Source organism: Micromonospora cremea (assembly GCF_900143515.1).
Taxonomy (GTDB): Bacteria; Actinomycetota; Actinomycetes; order Mycobacteriales; family Micromonosporaceae; genus Micromonospora; species Micromonospora cremea.
In genome coordinates, this window is the sequence record NZ_FSQT01000001.1 from 719321 (window position 1) to 741049 (window position 21729).

General features: G+C 70.2%; 25 protein-coding genes and 1 pseudogene. 18 read left to right on the plus strand and 8 right to left on the minus strand.

Annotated features, from left to right (window positions below; translation table 11 throughout):
• Window positions 1-40 precede the first annotated feature (40 nt).
• The 3 genes from BUS84_RS40860 to BUS84_RS03240 form a co-directional block, all read right to left on the minus strand.
• Entirely contained in the window at window positions 41-703 is a 663-nt protein-coding gene (locus tag BUS84_RS40860) for an arsenate reductase ArsC (protein WP_074308607.1), read from the minus strand.
• On the minus strand, window positions 696-1385 hold the full coding sequence (locus tag BUS84_RS03235) for an arsenate reductase/protein-tyrosine-phosphatase family protein (RefSeq protein WP_074308609.1): 690 nt from the start codon (window positions 1383-1385) through the stop codon (window positions 696-698). Before BUS84_RS03235 ends, BUS84_RS40860 begins: the two co-directional genes overlap by 8 nt.
• 223 nt (window positions 1386-1608) lie before the next feature.
• Entirely contained in the window at window positions 1609-1938 is a 330-nt protein-coding gene (locus BUS84_RS03240) for an ArsR/SmtB family transcription factor (protein WP_084757117.1), read from the minus strand.
• Window positions 1939-2001: 63 nt separating this feature from the next.
• On the opposite strand from BUS84_RS03240, the gene BUS84_RS03245 reads away from it, so the two are divergent.
• Window positions 2002-3111, plus strand: coding sequence for a flavin-containing monooxygenase (locus tag BUS84_RS03245; RefSeq protein WP_208869507.1), 1110 nt, complete (start codon window positions 2002-2004; stop codon window positions 3109-3111).
• Here BUS84_RS03245 and BUS84_RS03250 read toward each other — a convergent pair.
• On the minus strand, window positions 3083-3460 hold the full coding sequence (locus tag BUS84_RS03250) for an ArsR/SmtB family transcription factor (protein WP_074308613.1): 378 nt from the start codon (window positions 3458-3460) through the stop codon (window positions 3083-3085). The genes BUS84_RS03245 and BUS84_RS03250 overlap by 29 nt on opposite strands.
• Window positions 3461-3545: 85 nt before the next feature.
• Between BUS84_RS03250 and BUS84_RS38095 the strand changes: the two genes are divergently transcribed.
• The 7 genes from BUS84_RS38095 to BUS84_RS03280 all read left to right on the plus strand — a co-directional run bounded on the left by BUS84_RS38095 (window position 3546) and on the right by BUS84_RS03280 (window position 8789).
• Window positions 3546-3695, plus strand: coding sequence for a hypothetical protein (locus BUS84_RS38095; RefSeq protein WP_159450968.1), 150 nt, complete (start codon window positions 3546-3548; stop codon window positions 3693-3695).
• Between the two features lie 22 nt (window positions 3696-3717).
• Complete coding sequence (locus tag BUS84_RS03255) at window positions 3718-3975, plus strand: hypothetical protein (RefSeq protein ID WP_074311973.1); 258 nt, start codon at window positions 3718-3720, stop codon at window positions 3973-3975.
• Entirely contained in the window at window positions 3972-5228 is a 1257-nt protein-coding gene (locus BUS84_RS03260; RefSeq protein ID WP_208869508.1) for a M28 family metallopeptidase, read from the plus strand. The genes BUS84_RS03255 and BUS84_RS03260 overlap by 4 nt, the downstream gene beginning before the upstream one ends.
• Window positions 5229-5241: 13 nt before the next feature.
• Window positions 5242-5568 (plus strand): ArsR/SmtB family transcription factor, encoded by a 327-nt coding sequence (locus tag BUS84_RS03265; RefSeq protein ID WP_425293422.1) that lies wholly within the window; start codon window positions 5242-5244, stop codon window positions 5566-5568.
• Complete coding sequence (locus tag BUS84_RS03270) at window positions 5568-6065, plus strand: GNAT family N-acetyltransferase (protein WP_074308617.1); 498 nt, start codon at window positions 5568-5570, stop codon at window positions 6063-6065. Before BUS84_RS03265 ends, BUS84_RS03270 begins: the two co-directional genes overlap by 1 nt.
• 76 nt (window positions 6066-6141) lie before the next feature.
• Window positions 6142-7557, plus strand: coding sequence for an FAD-dependent oxidoreductase (locus tag BUS84_RS03275; RefSeq protein WP_074308620.1), 1416 nt, complete (start codon window positions 6142-6144; stop codon window positions 7555-7557).
• The gene (locus BUS84_RS03280; RefSeq protein WP_143728192.1) at window positions 7557-8789 is read left to right on the plus strand and encodes an MFS transporter; all 1233 of its coding nucleotides are present in this window, start codon (window positions 7557-7559) and stop codon (window positions 8787-8789) included. The genes BUS84_RS03275 and BUS84_RS03280 overlap by 1 nt, the downstream gene beginning before the upstream one ends.
• Window positions 8790-8813: 24 nt before the next feature.
• Here the strand turns inward: BUS84_RS03280 and BUS84_RS03285 are convergent, their stop codons facing one another.
• Both BUS84_RS03285 and BUS84_RS03290 read right to left on the minus strand, forming a co-directional pair.
• A complete protein-coding gene (locus BUS84_RS03285; protein ID WP_074308621.1) occupies window positions 8814-9626 on the minus strand; it encodes an ABC transporter permease in 813 nt (270 codons plus the stop codon).
• On the minus strand, window positions 9623-10612 hold the full coding sequence (locus BUS84_RS03290) for an ATP-binding cassette domain-containing protein (protein WP_074308623.1): 990 nt from the start codon (window positions 10610-10612) through the stop codon (window positions 9623-9625). Before BUS84_RS03290 ends, BUS84_RS03285 begins: the two co-directional genes overlap by 4 nt.
• Window positions 10613-10695: 83 nt before the next feature.
• Between BUS84_RS03290 and BUS84_RS03295 the strand changes: the two genes are divergently transcribed.
• The 5 genes from BUS84_RS03295 (at window position 10696) to BUS84_RS03315 (ending at window position 14378) form a co-directional block, all read left to right on the plus strand.
• On the plus strand, window positions 10696-11040 hold the full coding sequence (locus tag BUS84_RS03295; RefSeq protein WP_425293423.1) for a PadR family transcriptional regulator: 345 nt from the start codon (window positions 10696-10698) through the stop codon (window positions 11038-11040).
• Window positions 11022-11597 (plus strand): permease prefix domain 1-containing protein, encoded by a 576-nt coding sequence (locus tag BUS84_RS39470; protein WP_084757120.1) that lies wholly within the window; start codon window positions 11022-11024, stop codon window positions 11595-11597. The genes BUS84_RS03295 and BUS84_RS39470 overlap by 19 nt, the downstream gene beginning before the upstream one ends.
• A 540-nt stretch (window positions 11598-12137) precedes the next feature.
• On the plus strand, window positions 12138-12698 hold the full coding sequence (locus BUS84_RS03305; RefSeq protein ID WP_159450969.1) for an alkylmercury lyase family protein: 561 nt from the start codon (window positions 12138-12140) through the stop codon (window positions 12696-12698).
• Window positions 12699-13344: 646 nt separating this feature from the next.
• Window positions 13345-13569 (plus strand): transposase, encoded by a 225-nt coding sequence (locus BUS84_RS03310; protein WP_084757124.1) that lies wholly within the window; start codon window positions 13345-13347, stop codon window positions 13567-13569.
• Window positions 13570-13664: 95 nt separating this feature from the next.
• A complete protein-coding gene (locus BUS84_RS03315; RefSeq protein WP_074308630.1) occupies window positions 13665-14378 on the plus strand; it encodes an IS3 family transposase in 714 nt (237 codons plus the stop codon).
• Here BUS84_RS03315 and BUS84_RS03320 read toward each other — a convergent pair.
• Entirely contained in the window at window positions 14275-15675 is a 1401-nt protein-coding gene (locus BUS84_RS03320) for an IS30 family transposase (protein WP_074308642.1), read from the minus strand. The two genes, BUS84_RS03315 and BUS84_RS03320, sit on opposite strands and share 104 nt — an antisense overlap.
• 20 nt (window positions 15676-15695) lie before the next feature.
• On the opposite strand from BUS84_RS03320, the gene BUS84_RS38100 reads away from it, so the two are divergent.
• The 5 genes from BUS84_RS38100 (at window position 15696) to BUS84_RS03345 (ending at window position 20892) form a co-directional block, all read left to right on the plus strand.
• On the plus strand, window positions 15696-16019 hold the full coding sequence (locus BUS84_RS38100; RefSeq protein ID WP_159450970.1) for an integrase core domain-containing protein: 324 nt from the start codon (window positions 15696-15698) through the stop codon (window positions 16017-16019).
• A 69-nt stretch (window positions 16020-16088) separates the two neighbouring features.
• Window positions 16089-16460 carry an ArsR/SmtB family transcription factor gene (locus tag BUS84_RS03330; RefSeq protein WP_074308644.1) on the plus strand — a complete coding sequence of 124 codons (372 nt, stop codon included), beginning with the start codon at window positions 16089-16091 and terminating at the stop codon, window positions 16458-16460.
• 1346 nt (window positions 16461-17806) lie between these two features.
• Complete coding sequence (locus BUS84_RS03335) at window positions 17807-18568, plus strand: DUF4190 domain-containing protein (protein WP_143728197.1); 762 nt, start codon at window positions 17807-17809, stop codon at window positions 18566-18568.
• A gap of 95 nt (window positions 18569-18663) precedes the next feature.
• Entirely contained in the window at window positions 18664-19440 is a 777-nt protein-coding gene (locus BUS84_RS03340; protein ID WP_074308646.1) for a DUF4184 family protein, read from the plus strand.
• Between the two features lie 561 nt (window positions 19441-20001).
• Entirely contained in the window at window positions 20002-20892 is an 891-nt protein-coding gene (locus BUS84_RS03345; protein WP_143728198.1) for a L,D-transpeptidase family protein, read from the plus strand.
• 150 nt (window positions 20893-21042) lie between these two features.
• Here the strand turns inward: BUS84_RS03345 and BUS84_RS03350 are convergent.
• Window positions 21043-21304, minus strand: a pseudogene (locus BUS84_RS03350) (transposase); the annotation flags it as partial.
• Between the last annotated feature and the right edge of the window lie 425 nt (window positions 21305-21729).

A 21729-nucleotide genomic window follows, 5' to 3' on the forward strand; every position in this document is an offset into this window, starting at 1 on the left:
TCAGTGACGTCGCGGGCCGCGTATCGGCGCGGCGTGGGGTCTAGCGGGTGGCGGGGACGCGCAGTTCGTCGAGCAGCCGGCGGACGCGGCGTTCGATCTCGTCGCGGATCGGCCGGACGTCGGCGAGGCTCAGGCCGGCGGGGTCGTCGAGGTCCCAGTTCTCATACCGGGTGCCGGGGAAGACCGGGCAGGCGTCGCCGCAGCCCATGGTGACCACCACGTCGGCGGCGCGGATGACCTCGTCGGTCCAGGGCTTGGGGGACTCCTCGGAGATGTCGATGCCGCGCTCGGCCATCGCCGCGACCGCCGCGGGGTTGACCTCGATGCTGGGTTCGCTGCCGCCGGACCAGGCCACCGCTTGCTCGCCGGCGAGGTGGGTGAAGAAGCCCAGCGCCATCTGGGAGCGGCCGGCGTTGTGGGTGCACATGAACAGGGCGACCGGGCGGCCGTCGCGGTGGTGCCCCTCGACGCGGGCGAGGGCCTGCAGGCGCTGGCGGGTGAAGCGTTCGGCGAGCAGCGGCAGGTAGTTGGGGAGGCTGCCGACGGTGGCGAACTGGTCGTAGCTGGCGTGCAGGAACGGCTCCACTGTCTCGGTGCCGTAGGTGCCGTCGAACTCCGCCGCGAGGCGGGTGGAGGCGGTGCGCAGGGCGAGCTGCTGGTTGACGGAGAGGTCTTCACGCAGGTACGGGCTGGTGTCAGCCATGACGGTCTCCCGAATTGATGACGGGGGCGAGCCGGTCGACGCGGGCGGCGAGGTCGGTGAAGGCGGCCTCGAACGCGGCGTCGGTGTCGAGCCGGACCGGGTCGGGCACCGACCAGTGCAGCCGGGGCCGGACCGGGCCGGTGAGTTCCTCGTGGGCGTTGTCGCAGACCGCGATCACCAGGTCCCCGTCGTGCGCGACCTGGTTGATGTGGGCGGTGCCGGTGGGGTCGAGGTGGAGTCCGTGGCGGTGGGCCACGGCGACGGCGCGGGGGTGAACCCGGGATGCGGGCTTCGTGCCCGCGGAGGCGGCCGGCGTGCCAGCCCGGCTCGCCCACAGCGCGGCCGCGAGCTGGGAGCGGGCGGAGTTGCGGGTGCACACGAACAGCACCCGACCGACGTCGCTCAGCGGCGGCGGAGTCAGCGTGGCCAGCGCTTCGGGCCGCAGGCGCAGGTAGGTGCGGCGGCGGTCGCCCTCGGACCGGCCGCGGACGACCAGTCCGGCTTCGGTGAGGACCTTGACGTGGTGGGCGACCAGGTTGGTGGGCATGCCCAGGTCGTGGGAGATCTCGCCGGGGGAGGCGTCGCCCAGGGTGAGCGCGTCCACGATCGCCAAGCGCGCCGGGTCACCGAGAGCGGCGTGGATCCGGGCACGCCCCTGCAGGGAAGCAAGCTCAGCAGTCATTGACTCAACTATCGCTGAGCAAATGTGAGCTGTCAAGCGGAAGTGCGTCGTGGTCGTTCGGGTGCGGATCCGCGCGCCCCGCCCGGGCGGATAGGCCGCCAGCCGACCGGAGCCTGCCCCCCTGAGCCCTGGACGTTTGGTTCTTGCGTGGCAACTCGCCCCGAGAGGTTGTCCCTCAGTGGTGGAGGTGAAGCCGCCGTGCCGGCTCGGTGGCGAAGTGCGGTCAGCAGCAGGTCATCAGGTATGACTGCAGTTCGGCCAGCGCCGCGAGTGTGCCGTCGCGGTCGGCCCGGTAGTACACGGTCTTCCCGTCGCGGCGCGACGTCACCACGCGCCCTCGGCGCAGCAGGGTCAGCTGCTGTGAGGCGGTGGCCTGGCTGATGCCCGTGCGCTCGGCCACCTCCCCGACCGACAGCTCGGCGCCCTGCGCGAACAGCATCATGATCCGCTGTCGCGTCGGGCTGCCCAGCGCCTTGAGGAACTCCTGCGTGTCCAGTCCCAACCCGCTCTGTCCGGTGCCGGGCACCTCGGCTCTACGCGTTGGCTGGTCCATAACTCCTACCCTCCCGCACCATCATCATATTGTCATTCAACAAAACGACGATATGATGTTGGGGTGAGCACCGCTTCGGAACCCGTGATCATCGTGGGCGGCGGCCAGTCCGGCCTCGCCGCCGCTCGCGCCGCCCTGTCCGCGCGCCTGCGCCCCATCGTGCTGCAAGCTGGTGCGGAGCCGGTCGGCTCGTGGCCGGACTACTACGACAGCCTCACCCTGTTCTCCCCGGCCCGCTACAGTTCACTGCCCGGCTTGGCGTTCGGCGGGGGAGATCCTGACCGCTACCCGGCCCGCGACGAGGTTGTCTCCTACCTGCGCCGCTACGCCGCCAGCATCGACGCCGACATCCGCACCGGCGTCCGCGTCACCGCCGTGCACCCCCGTCCGGGCGGCGGCTACCTCGTCCACGCCGACTTTGGCGAGGAGATCGCGGCGGCGGGCGTGGTTGCCGCCAGCGGGTCCTTCGGCAACCCGCACCTGCCGGTGCTGTTCGGCCAGGAGGCCTACGCCGGCGAGGTGCGGCACGTCGCGCACTACCGGCGGCCCGACCCTTACGTTGGCAAGCGGGTCATCGTGGTCGGTGCCGGCAACTCGGCGGTGCAGGTGGCCCACGAACTGGCGCCGCAGGCGAGGGTCACCCTGGCCACCCGGGCGCCGATCAAGTTCGTGCCCCAGCGCATCCGCGGCCGAGACCTGCATCACTGGCTCCACGTCACTGGCGCCGACCGCCTCCCGCGCTCGGTGCTCACCCGCTTGGTCCGCCACGCCGCCGTGCTCGACACCGGCGTCTACCGCGACGCCATCGCCTCCGGCCAGCTCGCCCGCCGGGAGATGTTCACCGCCTTCACCCCCGACGGCGTCACCTGGCCCGACGGCACGTCTGAGCAGGTCGACGCGGTGATCTTCGCAACCGGCTACCGCCCCAACCTCGACTACCTAGCCCCACTCGGAGCGCTTGAGCGCAGCGGGATGCCTCGGCAGGTGGGCGGGGTCTCCACGACCCATGCCGGGCTGGTCTACCTGGGGCTGGAGTTCCAGCGGTCGTTCTCGTCGAACACCCTGCGCGGCGTCGGCCGCGACGCCACCCACGTCATCGCCGCCCTGGCCGAGCACGTGCGTAACGCGGGCCGGGGGCCACGGTTTATGCAGCGGTTGCCGGTTCGACGGTGAGCAGTGCCGCGAGCTGGCGCAGGATGGCCGGCCGGGCCCGGTAGTACACCCAGGTACCCCGCCGCTCGGCGTCGACGAGGCCTGCCTCGCGCAGCGTCTTCAGGTGATGCGAGATGGTCGGCCCGGTCAGGTCGAACGCGGGGGTCAGGTCACAAACGCACGCCTCCCCACCTTCGGCGGAGGCGATCATCGACATCAACTGCAGCCGCACCGGGTCGCCGAGCGCCTTGAACGCGGGCGCGAGGACGGCGGCGGTCTCGGCCGGTACCCGGCGCTGCGCCAGGGGCGGGCAGCACGGCGTGTCGGAGGTGAGGTCGATGACGGGAAGCGACGCCGGTTGCTTTGACATGCCTCTAGGTTGACATCTGTCTAAGCAACGTGCAACTCTCTGATTCGACGGACGTCAAGACAGACGCCGTGGGAAGGGGATCGTCATGTTCGGCAAGTCTCGGCGGCCAGCGGCCGCCCAGGTGGGAGTGCGGTTCTGCGACTCCTGCGCCGAGGTGTCCACCTCGGCGCAGCGGGTGGAGCGTCGCTATGAAAGTGCCCGCACCAGTGCGTACACCCTGATCGGCCGTCGGTAACCCTGATCGGAAGGACATGGTGATGAGCGAGAACACCCAGACCACCCCCGCGACGGGCGGGTTCTTCGGGGACCCGGCCGATGCCCTGGCCGTGACCGGCTCCGGTTCCTGCTGCGGCAGCCCGGCGCAGGCGCTCGGATCGATCCTCCCGCCCGCTGGCGAGGCGGCGACCGCCGGACCGTGCTGCGGCAGCCAGCAGGCCGCCGAAGCGGCGGGCTCCTGCTGCGGTACTGAGGCGAAGGTCGAGGCCGTGAACGCGGGTCAGGGGTGCTGCGGATGACCCCGGTATCGGGATCGGCCGCCCAGGTGGAGGCGATCCTCGCGACGGTGTCGGCCGGGCGGATGGCCGCCACGATCACCACCCTTGCCTCGGAGGAGTTCGCCGGCCGGCGGGTCGGCACGGACGGCGGGGCCGCCGCCCGTGCCTGGCTCGCCGACCACCTCGCGGCGCTCGGCGCGACGGTCGAGACCGACGACTTCCCGGTCCGTGCCGTGCCCGACGTGTATGCGGCGCCGACGGTCGTGTGGGGCGAAGGAGCGACCTCGACGCTCCTGGTCTTCGGCCGGGAGGTCGCGGTCCACTCGGCCTCCTCCGACGCCGTAGAGGTCAGGCGCGGCCCATTGACTGCGGCCGGTAGCGGCGATCCGACGGGCCGGTGGCTGGTGGTGCCCACGGGGATGAGTCTGTTCGACGCCTACGGTGACGCCCAGGGTGCCGCCGGCCTGCTGGTGAGCCGGGCTGTGGATGCCGACGGTTGGCAGTACACGACCCTCGCCGGCCCGGATCCGGGACCGCTGCCCATCCTGACGCTCGACGAGGACACCCACCGCGCCGTCCTGGCCGCTGCCGTGACCGGTGCGGGCTGGCTGAGCGCAAACGCTCCGCTGCGCCGTCTGGACGTCACCGGCACGAACATCCACGCCACCGTCCACGCGGCGCCGCCGGGTGGGGTCGACCTGCTGCTGACCGCCCACTACGACGGCGTCGGCGACCACCCTGGCTTGCGTCAGCCTGGCGCGGCGGACAATGCCAGCGGCGTCGCGGTGGTCCTGGAGGCCGCCCGGATCCTGTCCGCCGCGCCGCCCGCCGGGGTTGGGCTGTCTGTCGCGCTGCTCGACGCCGAGGAGGTCGGCGCGCTGGGCTCCGCCCACCACAGCCAGCGGCTGCGTGCCAGCGACGCTCACCCGCTGGTCATCAACGTCGACGGCGCCGGCCGACTCGATCAGGCCGCCGCGGTCGAGGCTGGTGGGCCGGCCCACGGGCTGCTCGCCCTGCTCGACCAGGCCGGCCGGCACACCGGCGTCCCCCTCGTCGCCGGACCGGTCGCCTCCGACAACCGCCGCTACGGCGCCGCCGGCCTCGCGGCGGTGGGCATCGGTGCCGGCATGGGCGGGTACCACAGCCCGGCCGACGCCCCGGACCGCGTCGATCCGGACACTCTCACGGCGATCGCCCGCCTGGTTGTCGCCACCGTCTGCCTCGCGGCGGCCGCGCCCGCTACACTTTCATCGTCAATCGGCGATAAACGATAGAGGGAGACGTTTGGTGGACGAGTTGCTCGACCGGGCGACGGCGCAGACATACGCGTCGTGGTTCCGCGCCCTGGCCGACCCGACCCGGGTGCAGATCGTCGAGTACCTCGCCCGTCACGCCCGACCGATGAGCGTCGGGGAGATCGTCGCCGCGGTCGGGCTGGCCCAGTCCACCGTCTCCCAGCACCTGAAGATCCTCACCGAGGTGCGGTTCGTCCTAATGGAGCCGGTCGGAACGGCCCGTCACTACCGGATCAACGACGCCTGCGTCGGGTGCTTCCCGTCCGCCGCCGACGTCGTCATGGGCCGACCCGCCCCCAGCCCGAACGGAGCCTGCTGATGGCCGACATCACCGTCCGCCCGATGACGGCCGACGACGCCGAACGGGTCCTGGCGATCTACCAGGCCGGCCTCGACGGCGGCCACGCCAGCTTCGAGACCACCGCACCCATCTGGGCGGCATTCGACGCCGGCAAGCTACCGGAACATCGCTTCGTGGCCGTCGACGGCGACGACATCGTGGTCGGCTGGATCGCGGTCTCGCCGACCTCGACGCGGGCGGTCTACGCCGGGGTGGTCGAGCATTCCGTCTACGTCGACCCCGCCGCCCAGGGCCGTGGGGTGGCCCGGCTGTTACTGGAGGCATTGATCGCCTCAACTGAGGCCGCCGGGATCTGGACCATCCAGTCCGGCGTCTTCCCGGAGAACATCGCCAGCCTCGCCGCGCACGAGCGGGTTGGGTTCCGGGTCATCGGCGTCCGTGAGCGGGTTGGCTGCCATCACGGCCGGTGGCGCGATGTCGTCCTCCTCGAACGACGCAGCCCCGCCATCACCTGACCAACCAGTGGCCCACCAGTCGGGGCCGCCGTCCACCCACTTGATTCGACAGTTTTCAACACGGAGGAGTTATCTGATGAGCGCCCCGAACGAGCTGCCCGTCGTGGTGATCGGTGCCGGTCCGGTAGGCCTGGCCGCCGCCGCGCACCTGCACGAGCGCGGCATCCCCTTCACCGTCCTCGAAGCCGGCGACACCGCCGGCGCTGCGGTGCGGCAGTGGGGGCACGTGCGGGTGTTCTCCCCGTGGCGCTACAACATCGACCCGGCCGCCCGCCGACTCCTGGACGAGGCCGGCTGGATCGCCCCCGACCTGGAAGCCCTGCCCACCGGCGGGGAGTTGGTCGGCGACTACCTCCAACCGCTCGCCGAACTGCCGCAGCTCAAGCCTCACCTGCGCTACGGCGCACGCATCGAGGCGATCAGCCGCCTGGGCCTGGACCGGCTGCGCACCGCAGGCCGGGACACCGCCCCGTTCCTGATCCGTCTCGCCGACGACGACGAGATCCTCGCCCGGGCCGTCATCGACGCCTCCGGCACCTGGGGCACCCCGAACGTCCTCGGCGCCTCCGGCCTGCCCGCCCGGGGAGAGACCGCCGTCGCCGCGTACCTGGAGCACGCCCTGCCCGACGTGCTCCGTGCCGACCGGGACCGCTTCGCCGGCCGGCACACCCTCGTCGTCGGCGCCGGCCACTCCGCCGCCAACACCCTGCTCTCCCTCGCGGAGCTGGCCGCCGACCAGCCGGGGACCGAGGTGACCTGGGCGATCCGGTCCGCCTCGCCGGCGCGCACCTACGGTGGCGGCGACGCCGACGCACTGCCCGCCCGCGGCGCCCTCGGTTCCCGCCTACGGGAGCATGTGGACGCCGGGCGGATCCGGCTGCTCACCGGCTTCTCCGTGCACGCCCTCACCCCGGCCGGGAACCGGGTCGCCGTGGTCGTGCGGCACGCCGACGGCGGCGAGGAGGCGGTCACCGTGGACCGGATCGTCGCGGCCACCGGCTTCCGCCCGGACCACTCCATCGCCGCCGAGCTGCGGCTGGACCTCGACCCGGTCATGGGCGCCACCCGAGCCCTCGCGCCGCTGATCGACCCGAACGAGCACTCCTGCGGCACCGTCCCTCCACACGGCGTGGACGAGCTCACCCACCCGGAGATCGGCTACTACGCGGTCGGCATGAAGAGCTACGGTCGGGCGCCGACGTTCCTGATGGCCACCGGCTACGAGCAGGTCCGCTCCGTCGTCGCCGCCCTCGCCGGAGACTGGGAGGCAGCCCGCGACGTCCAGCTCGACCTGCCCGAAACCGGCGTCTGCAACAGCAACCCCGCCGACTCCGCCACCGGCGACAGCTGCTGCGGACCGGCCCCGACCGCCGACCCGGCAGCGCGCGGGCTCGCCACCGGCATCTCCGGGGGCCTGCTGTCCGCACCCCTGAGCCTCATCACCCTCGACGCCGCCCCCACCGGCCAGGCCGGCGGCTGCTGCGGCAGCTGATGTCCACCACCGCCATCACGGTGCCCGCCGACTCGACGGTCGGCGGGCATCGCGCCCAGGGTTGGCGGATCGTCGCCGCCCTCGCCGTCACCCAAACCGTCGGCTACGGCACCCTCTACTACGCCTACGCGGTCCTGCTCCGCCCGATCGCCGCCACCCTCGGCGCCTCCACCACCGCCGTCACCGGCGCACTGACCGCATCGGTCCTCGCTGGCGCGATCTTGGCCATCCCCGTCGGACGGTGGCTCGACCGGCACGGTGGACGCGCCCTGATGACCGTCGGCTCGCTCACCGCCACCGCCCTACTGCTCGCCTGGTCCCAGGTCCACACCATCGGGCAGCTCTACGCCGTGATGATCGGCATTGGCGTCACCGGCGCGATGGTCCTCTACGAACCCGCCTTCGCCGTTATCGTCTCCTGGTTCACCCCCGACCGGCGAAGCACCGCCCTGCTCGCGGTCACCATCGTCGCCGGCTTCGCCAGCACCATCTTCCTTCCCCTGACCGGGATCCTCGTCGAACACCTCGACTGGCGCGGCGCGCTGCTGGTCCTCGCCACCATTCACGGCCTGCTCACCGTGCCCCTGCACACGCTCGTCATCCGAAGAACGCCGCGCAGCCCGGTAGCATCCGACGCCCCGTCGGACCAGTCGGCGAGGGCGGCGATGCGGGACGCCAGGTTCTGGATCCTGGCCGTCACCTTCATCGCCCACGGCGCGGCGACGAGCACCATGGCGGTGCACCTCGTTGGCTACCTCACCAGCCGCGGCCACCCGCCCACCTTCGCCGCCACCACCGCCGGGCTGCTCGGCGTCCTCTCCGTCACCGGCCGGCTCGTGCTCACCGGCGCCCGACGCCGAGTGCGGGTCACCACCATCGTGGCCGTCATCTTCGCCGTCCAGGCTGTCGCTGTCCTCGCGATGCCCCTGCTCGCGGGTACCCGCAGCGGCGCGGTCATCAGCGTCATCGGCTTCGGGCTCGGCTTCGGCGTCGCCAGCCTCGCCACCCCCGCACTCCTCGCCAATCGCTACGGGACTACCGCGTACGCCAGCATCGCCGGCCGACTCGCCGCACCCGTCACCATCGCCAAAGCCACCGCGCCCCTCGCCGCTGCCGCCCTCCTGCACACCACTGGCGACTACCCCCTCCTGCTCGCGCCGTCGTCGCCGCCTGCTGCGGCATCGCCGCCACCGGCATGCGCACCCGCAGGTGACGCCGTTGGTGGAGGGTAGTTGGTCGCCGCGGCGGCTGAGTGTTTATGTGGCGCCGGTGCGCCGATAGCAGACGACAGCTGCGGGTATGGCCACCGCGAGCAGCCCACCGATCCAGATCACGGCCTGCCACACGTAGGTGGCGGTCGGGCCGCCCAGGCACAGCGCCCGCAGCGCGTCGACGGTCACGGTGATCGGGTTGACAGTGGCGAAGGCTTGCAGCCAGCCAGGGAAGGTGGCCACCGGGACGAACGTGGAGCTGGTGAAGATCAGCGGGATGACCGCCAGGAGTCCGCCGATACCCGCCGACTCGGGATCGCGGACGAGCAGCCCGAGCAGCGCGAAGATCCACGAGAACGCTATCCCGACCCCCAGGGCGAGCCCGATCGCGGCCAGCGCCGCAGCTGGGCCGGCATGGAACCGGAACCCGATCGCGTAGCCGACGCCGGTCATCAGGGCGAGGACGAACAGGTTGCGGGCGGCGTCCGCGGCGACGCGGCCGGCCAGGACGGCGGAGCGGGCCATCGGCAGTGCCCGGAACCGGTCGATCATGCCGGTGGACAGGTCGTCGGCGAGCGCGACCCCGGTCTGGGAGGCGCCGAACGCGATGGCGAGGACCCAGATGCCGGGCAGCGCGTAGTCGATGTAGCGGGTGACGCCGGGCGGGTGGATGGCGCCGCCCCACGCGTAGGTGAACAGCAGGACGAACAGCACCGGCTGCACGGTCGCGAACGCGATCAGCGTCGGTACCCGCACCAGGCGGTGCAGGTTGCGGCCGGTGACCGTGGCAACGTTCGCCAGCAGCCAGCCGGGCCCGCTCATTCGCACGACGCTGTCCGGCGTGATAGTCGCGGTCATCGGACGCTCCCGGCCGTAATCGTGTCCGATGCCGACGGCGCAGTCGTGGACTGCCCGGTGAGGGTGAGGAACACGTCGTCGAGCGTGGGACGGCGCAAAGCGAGGTCCGATACCCGCAGCCCGCTCGCGGCGAGGCGAGCGGCGACCTCAGGCAGGACGCCCGGCCCATCGGCGACCGGAACGACCACACGGCCGGCCTCGACGTCAACCGTTGGCGGCGCCAAGCCGAGGCCGGCCATCGCTCCGGCGAGCGAATGCGGGTCGGCGCCGGGAGGTGACTGCAACTCCAAGCGGTCACCGCCGACTCGGGCCTTCAGCTCGTCGGCGGTGCCGGTCGCGATCACCCGGCCACGGTCGAGGACCACGATGGCGTCGGCGAGCCGGTCGGCCTCCTCCAGATACTGGGTGGTCAACAATATGCTCGTGCCCTGCGTGGTCAGCTCACCGAGCAGTCGCCACAGCCCGAGCCGCCCGCGCGGGTCCAGACCGGTGGTGGGCTCGTCCAGGAACAGCACGGCAGGCGCGGCGACCAGGCTCGCGGCCACGTCGAGGCGGCGGCGCATCCCGCCGGAGTAGGTCCGGGCGGTGCGACCGGCAGCGTCGGTGAGGTCGAACAACTCCAGCAGGTCATCGGCCCGCCGCCGCGCGGCGGCCCGGCGCAGTCCGGACAGCCGACCCATCATGCGCAGGTTCTCCCGCCCGGTCAGGTAGGCGTCCACGGCGGCGTACTGACCCGACAGGCCGATGACCCGTCGCACCGCGTCCGCCTGACGCACCACGTCCAAGCCCATCACCCTGGCCCGCCCGGCGTCCGGGGTCAGCAGCGTGGTCAGGATCCGCACCGCCGTGGTTTTGCCCGCCCCGTTCGGGCCGAGTAGCCCGAGCACCCCGCCGGTCGGCACCTGCAGGTCCACGCCGGCCAGGGCGGGCACCTCACCGAACCGTTTGACCAGGCCCTGCGCCTCGACCGCCGGTCGTTTACCCATCCCGACCACCCATCAATAGCTAGGATTGCTACCTATTGGCCGGACAGTAGCATAACTACCTATGTAGGGGATAGGCTCCGCTCATGAAGGTGGGTGCGCAGGAGCTCAAGGGCCATCTGGACGTGCTGCTCCTCGCCGCGTTGGAGGGCGGTCCGCGGCACGGGTACGCGGTCAAGGAGGCCCTGCGGGAGGGCAGCGGCGGCCGGTTCGACCTGCCCACCGGCACCATCTACCCGGCCCTGCACCGCTTGGAAAGCGCCGGTCTGATCGCCGGGTCCTGGTCGAGTGTGGACGGCCGGCGCCGGCGCACTTACCAGCTCACCCCGGCCGGCGTTCGGCGGCTGCACGCCGACCGCAACAACTGGCGCGAGTTCGCCACCGCAATCACCACACTGCTGGAGACCAAGCCGTGGCCAGCCACCAGCTGATCGACGCCCACCTCGGCGTCCTGGCCCGCCGTCTGCCCTCCGGCACGGTCGACGAACTCGCCGACGGGCTGACCGAGACCTGGCGCCACCACCTCGCCGCCGGGCTGCCGCCGGCGGACGCGGCCCGCGCCGCAATCGCCGAATTCGGCACGGTCGACCAGATCACCGACGCGTTCGTCGTGCACTCCCCGAGCCGGCGGACCGCCCGGATGCTGCTGGCCACGGGCCCCCTTGTCGGTGCCAGCTGGGGCGCCACCCTCGTCGCCGCCCACGCCTGGAGCTGGCCAGTTCCCGCGCCGGCTGCAGCCGTGTTCGGCCTCACGCTGCTGGCCGTCGTCGCCTCGTTGATCACTGCGGCGACCAGCCGGCGTAGCTATCGGCGCGCTCGGCTAGGGGACGCCGGCGGTCTCGGCCTTGTCGCCCTCGACGTGGCGATGGTGGCCGCCGTTCTGCTTGTCGCCCCGACCCTGGTGTGGCCAATGCTCGTGGCGGTTCCGGTAAGCCTGGCCCGCATCGGCCTGACCCTGCAATCCCTGCCCCGAGCACGCGCACACTGACCGACCTGGTCCGCGCCGAGGCGGGCAGCAGGCCGCGCCGTTCGGAGAAGCGCAGAATCTCGGCCGTGACTCCGGTGGCGGCTGCCACTTGCCCGGTCCGCGTGGTGCCAGTGCGCCCAGCCGTGGCCTTGCCCCTGCAGTCAGATACAGGGTTCACACTGGTGGGGTGATCGTCGAACTTCGCTCAGTGCCGGACTGCCCCAATCTCGCCCCGGTCCGGAAGGCGCTGTACACGTCGTTGGCCGCCCTCGGGCTTTCAGCCGAAGTGACCGAGGTGGTGGGCGACTATCCGTCGCCCTCGGTGCTGGTCAACGGCGTGGATGTGATGGGCGGGGTGGTTGACGACGGGGCGGCGTGTCGGCTCGACCTCCCGACCGCCGAGCACCTTCGGGCAGCCCTGCAGCAGGCGATGACGTCGGAACCAGCGGCGGGCCCGGCTGGGGCGGGCCTGCAAGCGGTGGACTATTGCGCCCAGCCGGGCAACGCCATCCGTCTCGACCGGCCCCGCCGCGCACACAGCTGCCGGATGGTTTGCGTCAGGTGTATCGGGCGGTCCTGCGCCATTTCGCCGCCACCGGGACCGCCCCCAGCCATACCGAGACCAGCTCGGCCGCCGACGCGGTCGGCCTCCACGCGGCAGCCGCCCTACGGCAACTCAGTGCCGTGGATCTGCTCGCTGTCGACGACGGCGGCCGGCTGATCGCCGCCTACCCGTTCTCCCCGGTGCCGACACCGCATACGGTGTCGCTCGGTGAGGTCGACGTGTTCGCGATGTGCGCCATCGACGCGCTGGGCATGCCGTTCATGCTCGACACCGACGCGCTCATCACCTCCGCAGACCCGCACACCGGCCAACCCATCCAGGTCACCGTCGCCGAAGGCGCCGCCACCTACCAGCCGCCGGAAGCGGTGGTGGTGTACGCGGCGAGCCATGCGACCGGCCGCTCGGTAAACACCTGCTGCTCCACCATCAACTTCTTCACCTCAGCCGAAAACGCCCAGGTGTGGATCACCGCCCATCCCACCCTCACCGCCACCGTCCTCGACCAGGACCAGGCCACCACGCTGGCCCGTGACATCTTCGAGCCCCTGCTCGCCTAAGAGTCGACAACCACAGGTTGTCCCTCCGAAGTCACAACCTAAAGTCGCCGGAGCGCCCTGTGCCCGCTCCGCAGGCCCCGCGCCGCTCCAATGGTGCTCGGCTGGGGATCGGACGTCGAAGAAGCGACAAGGACACAGCCGGACTAGCCAGGACTTGCACCGGTCCAGATGGATGCGCAAAAAGCATGGCTAGCTGCCTATGTAGCCGCCGGACCTGCGGGTATCCGCGCGGGACGCACCCCGGACGGGGGACGCGGCCGGACTCTGGGGCGCTACGGATCAGAAGGTTAGGGGTTCGAATCTCTTCGGGCGCACAAAATCAAGAGGGGCCTGACCTGCTTCCGGGCGGGTCAGGCCCCTTCTGCTGTCTGGCCTCTCGAGGCGGCGGGTGTCACGTGGGTGCGATGCGGGTGTCGGCGTCTGCGCGCGCTTTCCGTCGCCGCGCGGGACTTCTGACCTGCGTGTTTGAAACGGAGAGGCGGGCGAGGTCGGGTTCGGTGTAGAGCCCGAAGCCGCCCTCGCTTCGAGCCGAGGGAAGGTGTCCCTCCCGAGGAACTCAGCGTGATCCAGCCCTCGTTGCACGGTCTATGGGCCTGCCCCGTTTTGACGGACATCCGAGATCAGGGGACCTGGGGTCTCCGGGAGGATGTCCAGCATCATGGAGAACGTGGGGAAGAAGCGGTCGCGGCCTCGGCGGTCGTTCACGGCGCAATTCAAGGCCGAGATCGTCGAGTTGTGTCAGCGTGGTGACCGCACGATCAGGCAGGTCAGCCAGGATTTCGACTTGACCGAGACCGCGGTGCGTGAATGGGTCAAGCAGGCCGAACTCGACAGCGGCGCCCGTACTGACGGGTTGACCTCGGATGAGTGAGACGAACTCGCGCAGCTTCGGCGTGAGAACCGCCGGCTGCGTGAAGACGTCGATATTTTGAAGCGGGCAACGGCTTTCTTCGCGAAGGAGACCCGGTGAACGTGTACCCGTTCATCGAGGCGGAGCAAGCCGGCGAGCACAACGTCAAGCGCGCGTGCGAGCTACTCGAGGTCTCCCGGTCCGCCTACTACCAGCAGCAACGCGGCGTCCAGTCCCAGCGGCAGCGCGTCGACGCACAGCTCACCGCGAAGATCACGCAGGTGCACGCGGTGTCGAAAGGCACCTACGGAGCACCGCGGATCCACGCCGACCTCGCCGACGCCGGGCTGCGACACGGCCGTAAACGCGTCGCCCGGCTGATGCGGTGCGCCGGGCTGGCCGGCAAGAGTCCACGCCGATGGCGAACGACCACGGTGCCTGACCCGAACGCCGGCAGGCGACCTGACCTGGTCAACCGTGACTTCGGCACCGACCCGGCGGGGATCGACACCCGCTGGTGCGGCGACATCACCTACATCAACACCTGGCAAGGCTGGCTGTATCTGGCCACCGTCATCGACCTGGCCTCGCGCCGGGTCGTGGGCTGGGCGGTCGCCGAGCACCTACGCACCGACCTGATCGACGCCGCGCTCACCGATGCCCTTGTGCGGCGCCGGCCGCCGTCCGGGCTGGTGTTCCACTCCGACCGCGGCTGTCAACTTAGGTTCAAGGAGTCGTTGCAACACCGGCCTGTTGGATTGATCTTAGGTGTTCGTCCAGGGCCTCTGCTGGCGTTCTCCACTCCAGAGACTTGCGGGGCCGACTGTTGAGCACGGCGGCGATGGCCTCGAGGTCGGTGATGCTGTGTCGTGATAGGTCGGTGCCTTTAGGGAAGTACTGGCGCAGCAGTCCGTTGGTGTTCTCGTTGGTGCCGCGCTGCCAGGGACTGTGCGGGTCGCAGAAGTAGACCTCGAGACCGATGTCCAGACGCAGCTGGACATGTTGGGCCATCTCGGCTCCCTGGTCCCAGGTCAGCGAGCGGCGTAGCTGCTCGGGCAGGTTGGTGATCTGGTCGGCGATAGCGTCTCGGACCGCTTCGGCGCCGTGCCCGGCCAGCGGCGGGCCGTTCTTCACCACAGGCTGCTGACCGTAGCCATCCATGCGGGGCAGGTGCAGAAGCATCGTGAACCGGGTGCTGCGCTCGACCAGCGTGCCGATGGCCGAGCGTTCCAGGCCGATGATCAGGTCGCCCTCCCAATGGCCTGGCACGGCCCGGTCGGTGACCTCTGCCGGCCGTTGGCTGATCATGACCTCTGGGCTGAGGAAGTGCTTGCCCCGTCTACGGGTGCGCGCCTGCGGCACCCGTAACGCCCGGCCGGTGCGCAAGCACGCCGTCAGCTCACGGCGCAGCGCACCGCGGCTTTGAACGTAGAGCGACTGATAGATCGCCTCGTGCGAGATCCGCATCGACTCATCATCCGGGAAGTCCACCCGCAACCGCCGACTGATCTGTTCCGGGCTCCAGGCCGTGCCCCATCGCCGATCTGCGCGACGCCCGTGCCGGCGTCCCTTCCACGGCACGTTCGGGCCCGGGATCGGCCGACCATCAACGTCGGTGATCGTGCCGGCGAGCCGCTTCTGCACGTAGTCGCGCAGCAGCTGGTTCGCCGCCAGCTTCGCGGTTTTCGGGCGACGGCCACGACGCTCGGCATGCCACTGCGCGGCCACGGCACGGTAGTCCAGGCTGCCGCCACGAGTCACGGCGTTGCGGCGCAGCTCTCGCGAAATCGTCGACGCGTCACGGCCTACCGCTCGAGCGATCTCTCGCACGCCCTTGCCTTGTGCTTTGAGCAGCGCGACCTCTTCACGCTCGGCGAAGGACAGATACCGGCCCGACGGCGGAACCAGCGACAAAGGTGCCATACCGCCACCCTGACGAAACCAGCGCCCACCCACCGGCTGCGACACACCACACGCCGCCGCAGCTTCCTCGCTCGACAGACCTTCGGCGATCCGACGCCAGAACTGCCGCCGCACCTCCCGGTGCTCGTTCACACCCGGCCGGCCCGGCGATCGCATCGCTGGCCTGCCCGTCACCTCCGTCACCCAACCTGGTGGCCTACCCATGCACACACCCCTTGATTGAGGTGTTGCAACGACCACTGGAATCCGCCCAATACACCAGCGACCAACACGCCCGCCTCGCCGCTGCCCACGGCATCCGCCTCTCTGTCGGCCGGCGTGGGCAGTGCTGGGACAACGCGGTCGCCGAGTCGTTCTTCGCCACCATCAAAACCGAACTGCTACACCGCCAACCCTGGCCCACCCATAGCGCCGCCCGCCAGGCAATATTCGAGTACATCGAAGGCTGGTACAACACCCGCCGTCGACACTCCACTCTCGGCTACCTCAGCCCCGCCGCGTTCGAGGCCACCGATTTGCACCGGCTACCGACAAGCCAAGCAGCCTGAATAAGATCAACACATCGACCCTGTCCGTCAAAACGGGTCAAGCCCACTACCGGTGGTGTTGCTGCAACGATGCAAGACGTGGGAACCGCGGAAATCACGACGCCTGCCATCTCGCCCCTTGCTGGTGAGCCGATCAAGCGCGCCGATGCCGAGCGGCTCGCGGGAGTGCTGAAGGCGTTCGCCGACCCAGCCCGCCTGCGACTGCTCAGCCTGATCCAGTCGTCACCGGTGGGCGAGGCGTCCGTGAGTGACCTCACCGCGCCGCTAGGTCTCTCGCAGCCGACCGTAAGTCACCACCTTCGGATCCTCACCGAGGCCGGCCTGCTCGAGCGCGAGAAGCGCGGCGTCTGGGCGTACTACCGCCTAGTGCCGTCCGCGATCGCCGCGATCGCCGAGCTGTTGACGCCGCCCCGCAAGCGGGCGACGAAGAAGACCCGCTGAGCAACACCGTCGAAGACCGGCGCTATGCCGGCTGACCCGGCACCTACCGGCGCATCCTGATCGACCCGCGTCAGGAATCGGCAAATGATGGTCGAGTGCCACCTGTGGAGAAGCGCTCGCGGCTGCGACTGGGCTACCACCAGCCTCGGCCTGAGAATTGGTGCTAACAGCAGGGCCTACCCGCTGTGTCACGACAAGCCGCGACCTCGTCTGGCCTGAACCACGATGCGAAGAGCCGGCCGAGTGGCCTGGTGGTGCGCCAGCCGGTCCCCGCGCGGCTCCCTCGCCGGCGGCCATTGCTCGGTCCGAATCCCTGCCCGCCCGGGACCTCGTCGCCCGCGGCTTTGATGCCTCCAACGACGCGACCACCCGATTCCCGGCATTCGGACTGACCTGTAACGGAATCTGGCCTGGCGTCGCCATAAGGGGGACCGGCGTTGCCGAGCCGGTCGGCCGGGGTGGGCACTTCCCCCCAAGAGTCGCCCCAACCCACCCCGGCCACTCGCGACACCCCGGCTTGTTACCCATGTACTGACCGCGTTGGGCCGCACTGTAAATCCGTCGCGAAAGCTACAGAGGTTCGAATCCTCTACCGCCGCCAGGCGCGAAGACAGGCCCTGATCAGCAGAAATGCGGGCAGGGGACGATCTTGTCTGGTCCCACTGAGTCCAGCCGCTACCCGCCGTCGCTCAGCGTCCAGGGGCGTATCGGGGGTGAACCGGGAGAGGGTGGGACTAGACATGCCGTCCCCTGATCGGCGGCGTCCTAATCGGGCCAGTGGTTGGCGGTCACCGGTGGGGCTTCCCACTGGGTGTACGCCCGGTCCGCCTGCGCTGTGCCCGGCGAGTATAAGCGGTCTGGGGGATCGGGACGGCGGTGGAAGGGTCAGGACCTGCTGCAACGTCGCGAGGACGTGCGGCAGGTCAACTTCCTGGAACTGGTCGTCGACCTGGTGTTGGTGTTCGCCCTGGCCGGGGTCGTCGCCCGGGTCGCGGGACATCGTCAGCGAAGACGTTGTGGTCCGGACGATGGCCTTCCTGCCGGTGCTGTCGCTCCGCTGATCTGGTTGTGGCGGGGGGTTCCTCTACAGATGGCTTCTCGCGCCATCGCCTCACGCTACCAATCAACGGCTTCGGTCCACAGGTCGCCGATCACGTCGCCGCGCGGTTCCCACTCCGCCACCGAGCCATCCGCCGACGGCAGCACCGCCGGCTGCTCCGGCGACCGCGTCCGGACCGGTCCAGCTTGTGGCGGCGCCCACTGCAGCGCCCGCGGACCCGCCGCCGAAGCTACCGAGGGCGGTGGTGCCCCCTCTGACCTTGAGCAGCACGTGAAAGTGCGCTGCAGTGGGTCTGCTCCTGCCCAAGATCGTTGATATGGTCCCGGCCGTGGCCCAACTCGATCCGCCCGGTCAACCCGGGCTGGCGCCGTACCCGTCCGCGCCGTCCGGCGACGGGAGGTCTCCTTACCGGCCGTATCCGCAGTACCCGCCCTACCCGCCGGTGACGCCCGACCCGGGCATGAACGGCTTCGCGGTGGCCTCCCTGGTGCTGGGGATCATTGGTGGGGTCCTGCTCAGCGTGATTTTCGGCATCGTCGCGCTCGTCCAGATGCGTACCCGGCCCTACCGTGGCAAGGGGCTGGCGATCGCCGGTCTGGTGCTTTCCGGTGTTTGGGTGCTGGGCCTGGCCGCACTGATCGTGGTGGCCATCGCGTCGGGTGCCGACCGCGACCCCGCCGGCGAGCTGACCGGCGGCGGTTCGGTGAGTGCCCGGCAGTTGCGGCCGGGCGACTGTGTCAACGACCTCGAAGACAGCGACAACGTTCTCAGTCTGCCGGCGGTTCCCTGTGCGCAACCACACGAGGGCGAGGTCTTCGCCGCCTTCGCGTTGTCCGAAAGGGACTGGCCGGGCGAGGGGCAGGTGTTGGAGAAGGCGGACCAGGGCTGCCACGACCGTTTCGAGTCCTACGCCCCGACGGCGGACTTTGAATCCTTGGAACTCTTCGTTCTCTATCCGACGCAGCGGGCGTGGATGAGAGGCGACCACAACGTCACCTGCGTCGCAATGGATCCCGCCGGCAAGAGCACCGGCTCCCTACGCGGCTGACCCCCCCGGCACAGGGCCACACCGCTGTGCCCGGCCCATACACCGTCAAACAGCGGTGACAGCGCACCAGGATCCATCCAAGCGAGGGAGGCGAGGTGCCGTTCACCGGTAGTCACGTCGCGGCCGTGCTGCCGCTGGCACGGTCAGCCTGGCTGGCGCCGTCGGCCCTCGTGCTCGGGAGCATGGTTCCCGACCTGCCCTACTACCTGCCGCTGCCGGTGCAGGCGACGCTGACCCACTCGCTCGCCGGCGTCCTCGGCGTCGACGTGGTGCTGGGTTTAGCGGCAGTGGCCCTGTGGCATGGGCTGCTGGCCCGCTTCCTGATCGCCATCTCGCCGATCCGGCTACGCGATCGCCTACCCCCGCCCGCGCGTCACCGTCATCGGCCGGCTGTCCGCGTGGCGATACTGGTCGTCTCGCTGGTGCTCGGCGCGGCGACCCACGTGCTGTGGGACTCGTTCACACACGACGGGATGTGGGGGGCCACGCACATCGGCTGGCTGGCCGAGTCGCACCTCGGCATGCCCGGCTATCGCTGGGCGCAGCGGGTGAGCGACGTCGTCGGCGCTTGCGCCGTCGTGGTCTGGCTGGTCCGATGGTGGCGTACGCAGTCGCCCGCGGCCGCGACCGCGCACTGGCCGTCGGCCGATCGGGTGCTCGTGGTGCTGGCCTGGACGGCCATCGGCCTCGCCGCCGCTGCCGGCGCCGCGCTGGCCGCCACGGAAGATGTGGCACCGCAGCGAATGGTGTTCCTGGCCGTCACCCGTGCCGGCGGTGCCGCTATGACAACCGCGATCGTCCTCGCGGCCTGCTACACCGTCCTGGCCCGGCACGACCACCGATCCCGCGCTGGCCGCAGCCGCTCAAGCTAGCCCAGGTTCGAAGCTGTCAAACTCTTACGCCTCGCCCTGATGCCATCCTGATTACCGCAAAAGCGACCACGGCATCCAGGTGAGGGAGTGCAGCGCCCCTGGCTGGGCGGCCCGCAGCTGATTGCCGAACTCGACGACCGCCGCCTCGTTTCCTCGTGCCGGGCATTCCGACCGCAGGACTTCACCTCGACCCTTCGGCGCGCCGTGCCGGTCTCTGGAGCATCATTCCCTTGGAGGGGGTGACCGAGACGTGGTCGGCTCGCTGGCCCGGCTGGGGCCTGGAGTTGTGGGCCGACGATTACGGGCAGCAGGTCACCTGCTGCAGCGGGGCCCCTCAGACTTCCCGCTGTCGACCTCACGGCAGCCGCGTTCGGGAGGAAGAGGTTGCTGCTGCGCGCCATGGATCGTCGTGCGGACCGACCGACAGCAGCCGAGACGACCTGGGCGTCGACATGGGTATCGGAAACACTATGCTCCCTGCGGCGGTGGCGGACATCAAAAACCATTGAAGGAGTAGGAATGCGAACGCCGTTCAGGCGGGCTGTGTTCGGTGCCATCGCGGTGGCGCTGCTCGGCGGGCTCGGACTCACGTCCTGCGCAGCTCCGGGCCAGAGCGACACGGTGGACGCCGGATCGACTTCAGTCGATACCTCGGTGACCGGCGCCCCCGGACCGACTGACTCCGCAATTCCCTCCCCGTCGCCTTCGGCGAGCCGGTCCCCGTCGCTTTCGGCTAGCCGGTCCTCGTCGCCTTCGGCGAGCCGGTCCACGAAGCCGTCTCTCAGCCGGTCGCCGTCGCACGTCCCGACCAGCAAGGCCGCGACGCCGGCCGCAGAGAGCAACATCGCCTCCCGGCTACACACCATTCCGGCCAGCACCCGCCAGCTCATCGTCGTCTACAGCAGCGGCTACGGCACGAGCGTCGCGTCCCTCGAGACGTTCGAAAAGGTGAACGGCGTGTGGCGGCCGAAGCTCGGGGTGATGAGCGCGCGGATCGGCACCAAGGGATTCAGCGACAGCCATATGGAGGGCGTCCCCACGACGCCCACAGGTGTCTATGGCATCGGCTCCACCATGTACGGCGTGCACGCCAACCCTGGCGTCAAGTACAGCTACCACCAGCTCGTGGCGAACGACTACTGGGACGAGAACCCCAGCTCGTCCACGTACAACAGCTTCGTGCACGGCACGAACCCGGGCGGGTACAGCGAGGCGCTGTGGCAGACCGTGCCGCAGTACAACTACTTCGCGGTCATCAACTACAACATCCCGGTGAGGGCAGCCACCCCGGCCCGCGGCAGCGGCATCTTCCTGCACGTCATGGGGAGCGGCGGTACCGCCGGCTGTGTCTCGTTGGCACAGTCAAACCTGCTCCGGGTACTGGAGTGGCTGGACCCGGCCGCCTCTCCACGCATCGTGATGGCACCTAGCCAGAACCTCGGCCGCTACTGACCGCCCCGAGGGCCGCGCGGTCGGCCGGCGGGGCAGCGGGCAGGAAGCAAGACTCGTAGCAACAGCTGCGGCCAGGCGCCGCCGGACAGAGGCTGGCCGGCCCAATGGGCCGCCGCTCCTACCAGTCCCTGGTCGATCGAGATGTCTGGCAGCATGGCGGTCGGGGAAGATCCCGACGACGTCGGCGCGGCGGCGGATCTCGCGGTTGAGGCGTTCCTGCGGGTCGTTCGACCAGATCTGCCGCCAGATCTGCCTCGGGAAGCCGGGTGAAGGCCAGGACGTCGTCACGGGCAGCTTCGAGATGGTCCGCGACGGCGGGCAGCTTGCCGGCCACGGTGTCGATGAGGCGGTCGTACTGGACGTGCACGGATGCGGCGTCGGGTTGGTCGTAGACGCTGTGCAGTAACGTTTTTGACCGGCTGCAGCCCGGTGAACGGGAAGATCCACTCCGGGTGGGCTGCCGAGACCACCTGGACGCCGACATGATCCACCATGGACCGGCCGCCGAGCTACGAGACATCCCTTAGCGAAACCCAGCACGTGGTCGTTGCGGACTGGTCGGATCAGTCCCGCCCCTCGCTCCTTCGCTACGCCGACGCCAGGGCCACCGAGTGAGCTGGTCGAAACCCGCAAGCTGCTCTACCCGGACGGGAGGCCAGGTAGAGCAGCCAAAAGCCGATGGTAGGACAGCGCGGGCCCGCGCGTGACCCGCTGAGGCCGGGCCTGAACGTGGGCGGCCAGCAATCGGGCAACGGCCTGTCGTGCTTTGCCGTATAGAGGCTGCTCATGGCGCCGCGCACTCAGTAATTGCGATACGGGGACCGCGGGCCAACCGGC

Excerpts from the sequence above, each read along its gene's own strand:
- BUS84_RS03240 (WP_084757117.1), bottom strand. The coding sequence starts at position 1,938 with ATGGACCAGCCAACGCGTAGAGCCGAGGTGCCCGGCACCGGACAGAGC.
- BUS84_RS03270 (WP_074308617.1), top strand. The coding sequence starts at position 5,568 with ATGGCCGACATCACCGTCCGCCCGATGACGGCCGACGACGCCGAACGG.
- BUS84_RS03310 (WP_084757124.1), top strand. The coding sequence starts at position 13,345 with ATGTCCAGCATCATGGAGAACGTGGGGAAGAAGCGGTCGCGGCCTCGG.
- BUS84_RS38095 (WP_159450968.1), top strand. The coding sequence starts at position 3,546 with ATGTTCGGCAAGTCTCGGCGGCCAGCGGCCGCCCAGGTGGGAGTGCGG.
- BUS84_RS03260 (WP_208869508.1), top strand. The coding sequence starts at position 3,972 with ATGACCCCGGTATCGGGATCGGCCGCCCAGGTGGAGGCGATCCTCGCG.
- BUS84_RS03295 (WP_425293423.1), top strand. The coding sequence starts at position 10,696 with ATGAAGGTGGGTGCGCAGGAGCTCAAGGGCCATCTGGACGTGCTGCTC.
- BUS84_RS03330 (WP_074308644.1), top strand. The coding sequence starts at position 16,089 with ATGCAAGACGTGGGAACCGCGGAAATCACGACGCCTGCCATCTCGCCC.
- BUS84_RS03290 (WP_074308623.1), bottom strand. The coding sequence starts at position 10,612 with ATGGGTAAACGACCGGCGGTCGAGGCGCAGGGCCTGGTCAAACGGTTC.
- BUS84_RS40860 (WP_074308607.1), bottom strand. The coding sequence starts at position 703 with ATGGCTGACACCAGCCCGTACCTGCGTGAAGACCTCTCCGTCAACCAG.
- BUS84_RS03250 (WP_074308613.1), bottom strand. The coding sequence starts at position 3,460 with ATGTCAAAGCAACCGGCGTCGCTTCCCGTCATCGACCTCACCTCCGAC.
- BUS84_RS03275 (WP_074308620.1), top strand. The coding sequence starts at position 6,142 with ATGAGCGCCCCGAACGAGCTGCCCGTCGTGGTGATCGGTGCCGGTCCG.
- BUS84_RS03285 (WP_074308621.1), bottom strand. The coding sequence starts at position 9,626 with ATGACCGCGACTATCACGCCGGACAGCGTCGTGCGAATGAGCGGGCCC.
- BUS84_RS03235 (WP_074308609.1), bottom strand. The coding sequence starts at position 1,385 with ATGACTGCTGAGCTTGCTTCCCTGCAGGGGCGTGCCCGGATCCACGCC.
- BUS84_RS03280 (WP_143728192.1), top strand. The coding sequence starts at position 7,557 with ATGTCCACCACCGCCATCACGGTGCCCGCCGACTCGACGGTCGGCGGG.
- BUS84_RS03320 (WP_074308642.1), bottom strand. The coding sequence starts at position 15,675 with ATGGGTAGGCCACCAGGTTGGGTGACGGAGGTGACGGGCAGGCCAGCG.
- BUS84_RS03255 (WP_074311973.1), top strand. The coding sequence starts at position 3,718 with ATGAGCGAGAACACCCAGACCACCCCCGCGACGGGCGGGTTCTTCGGG.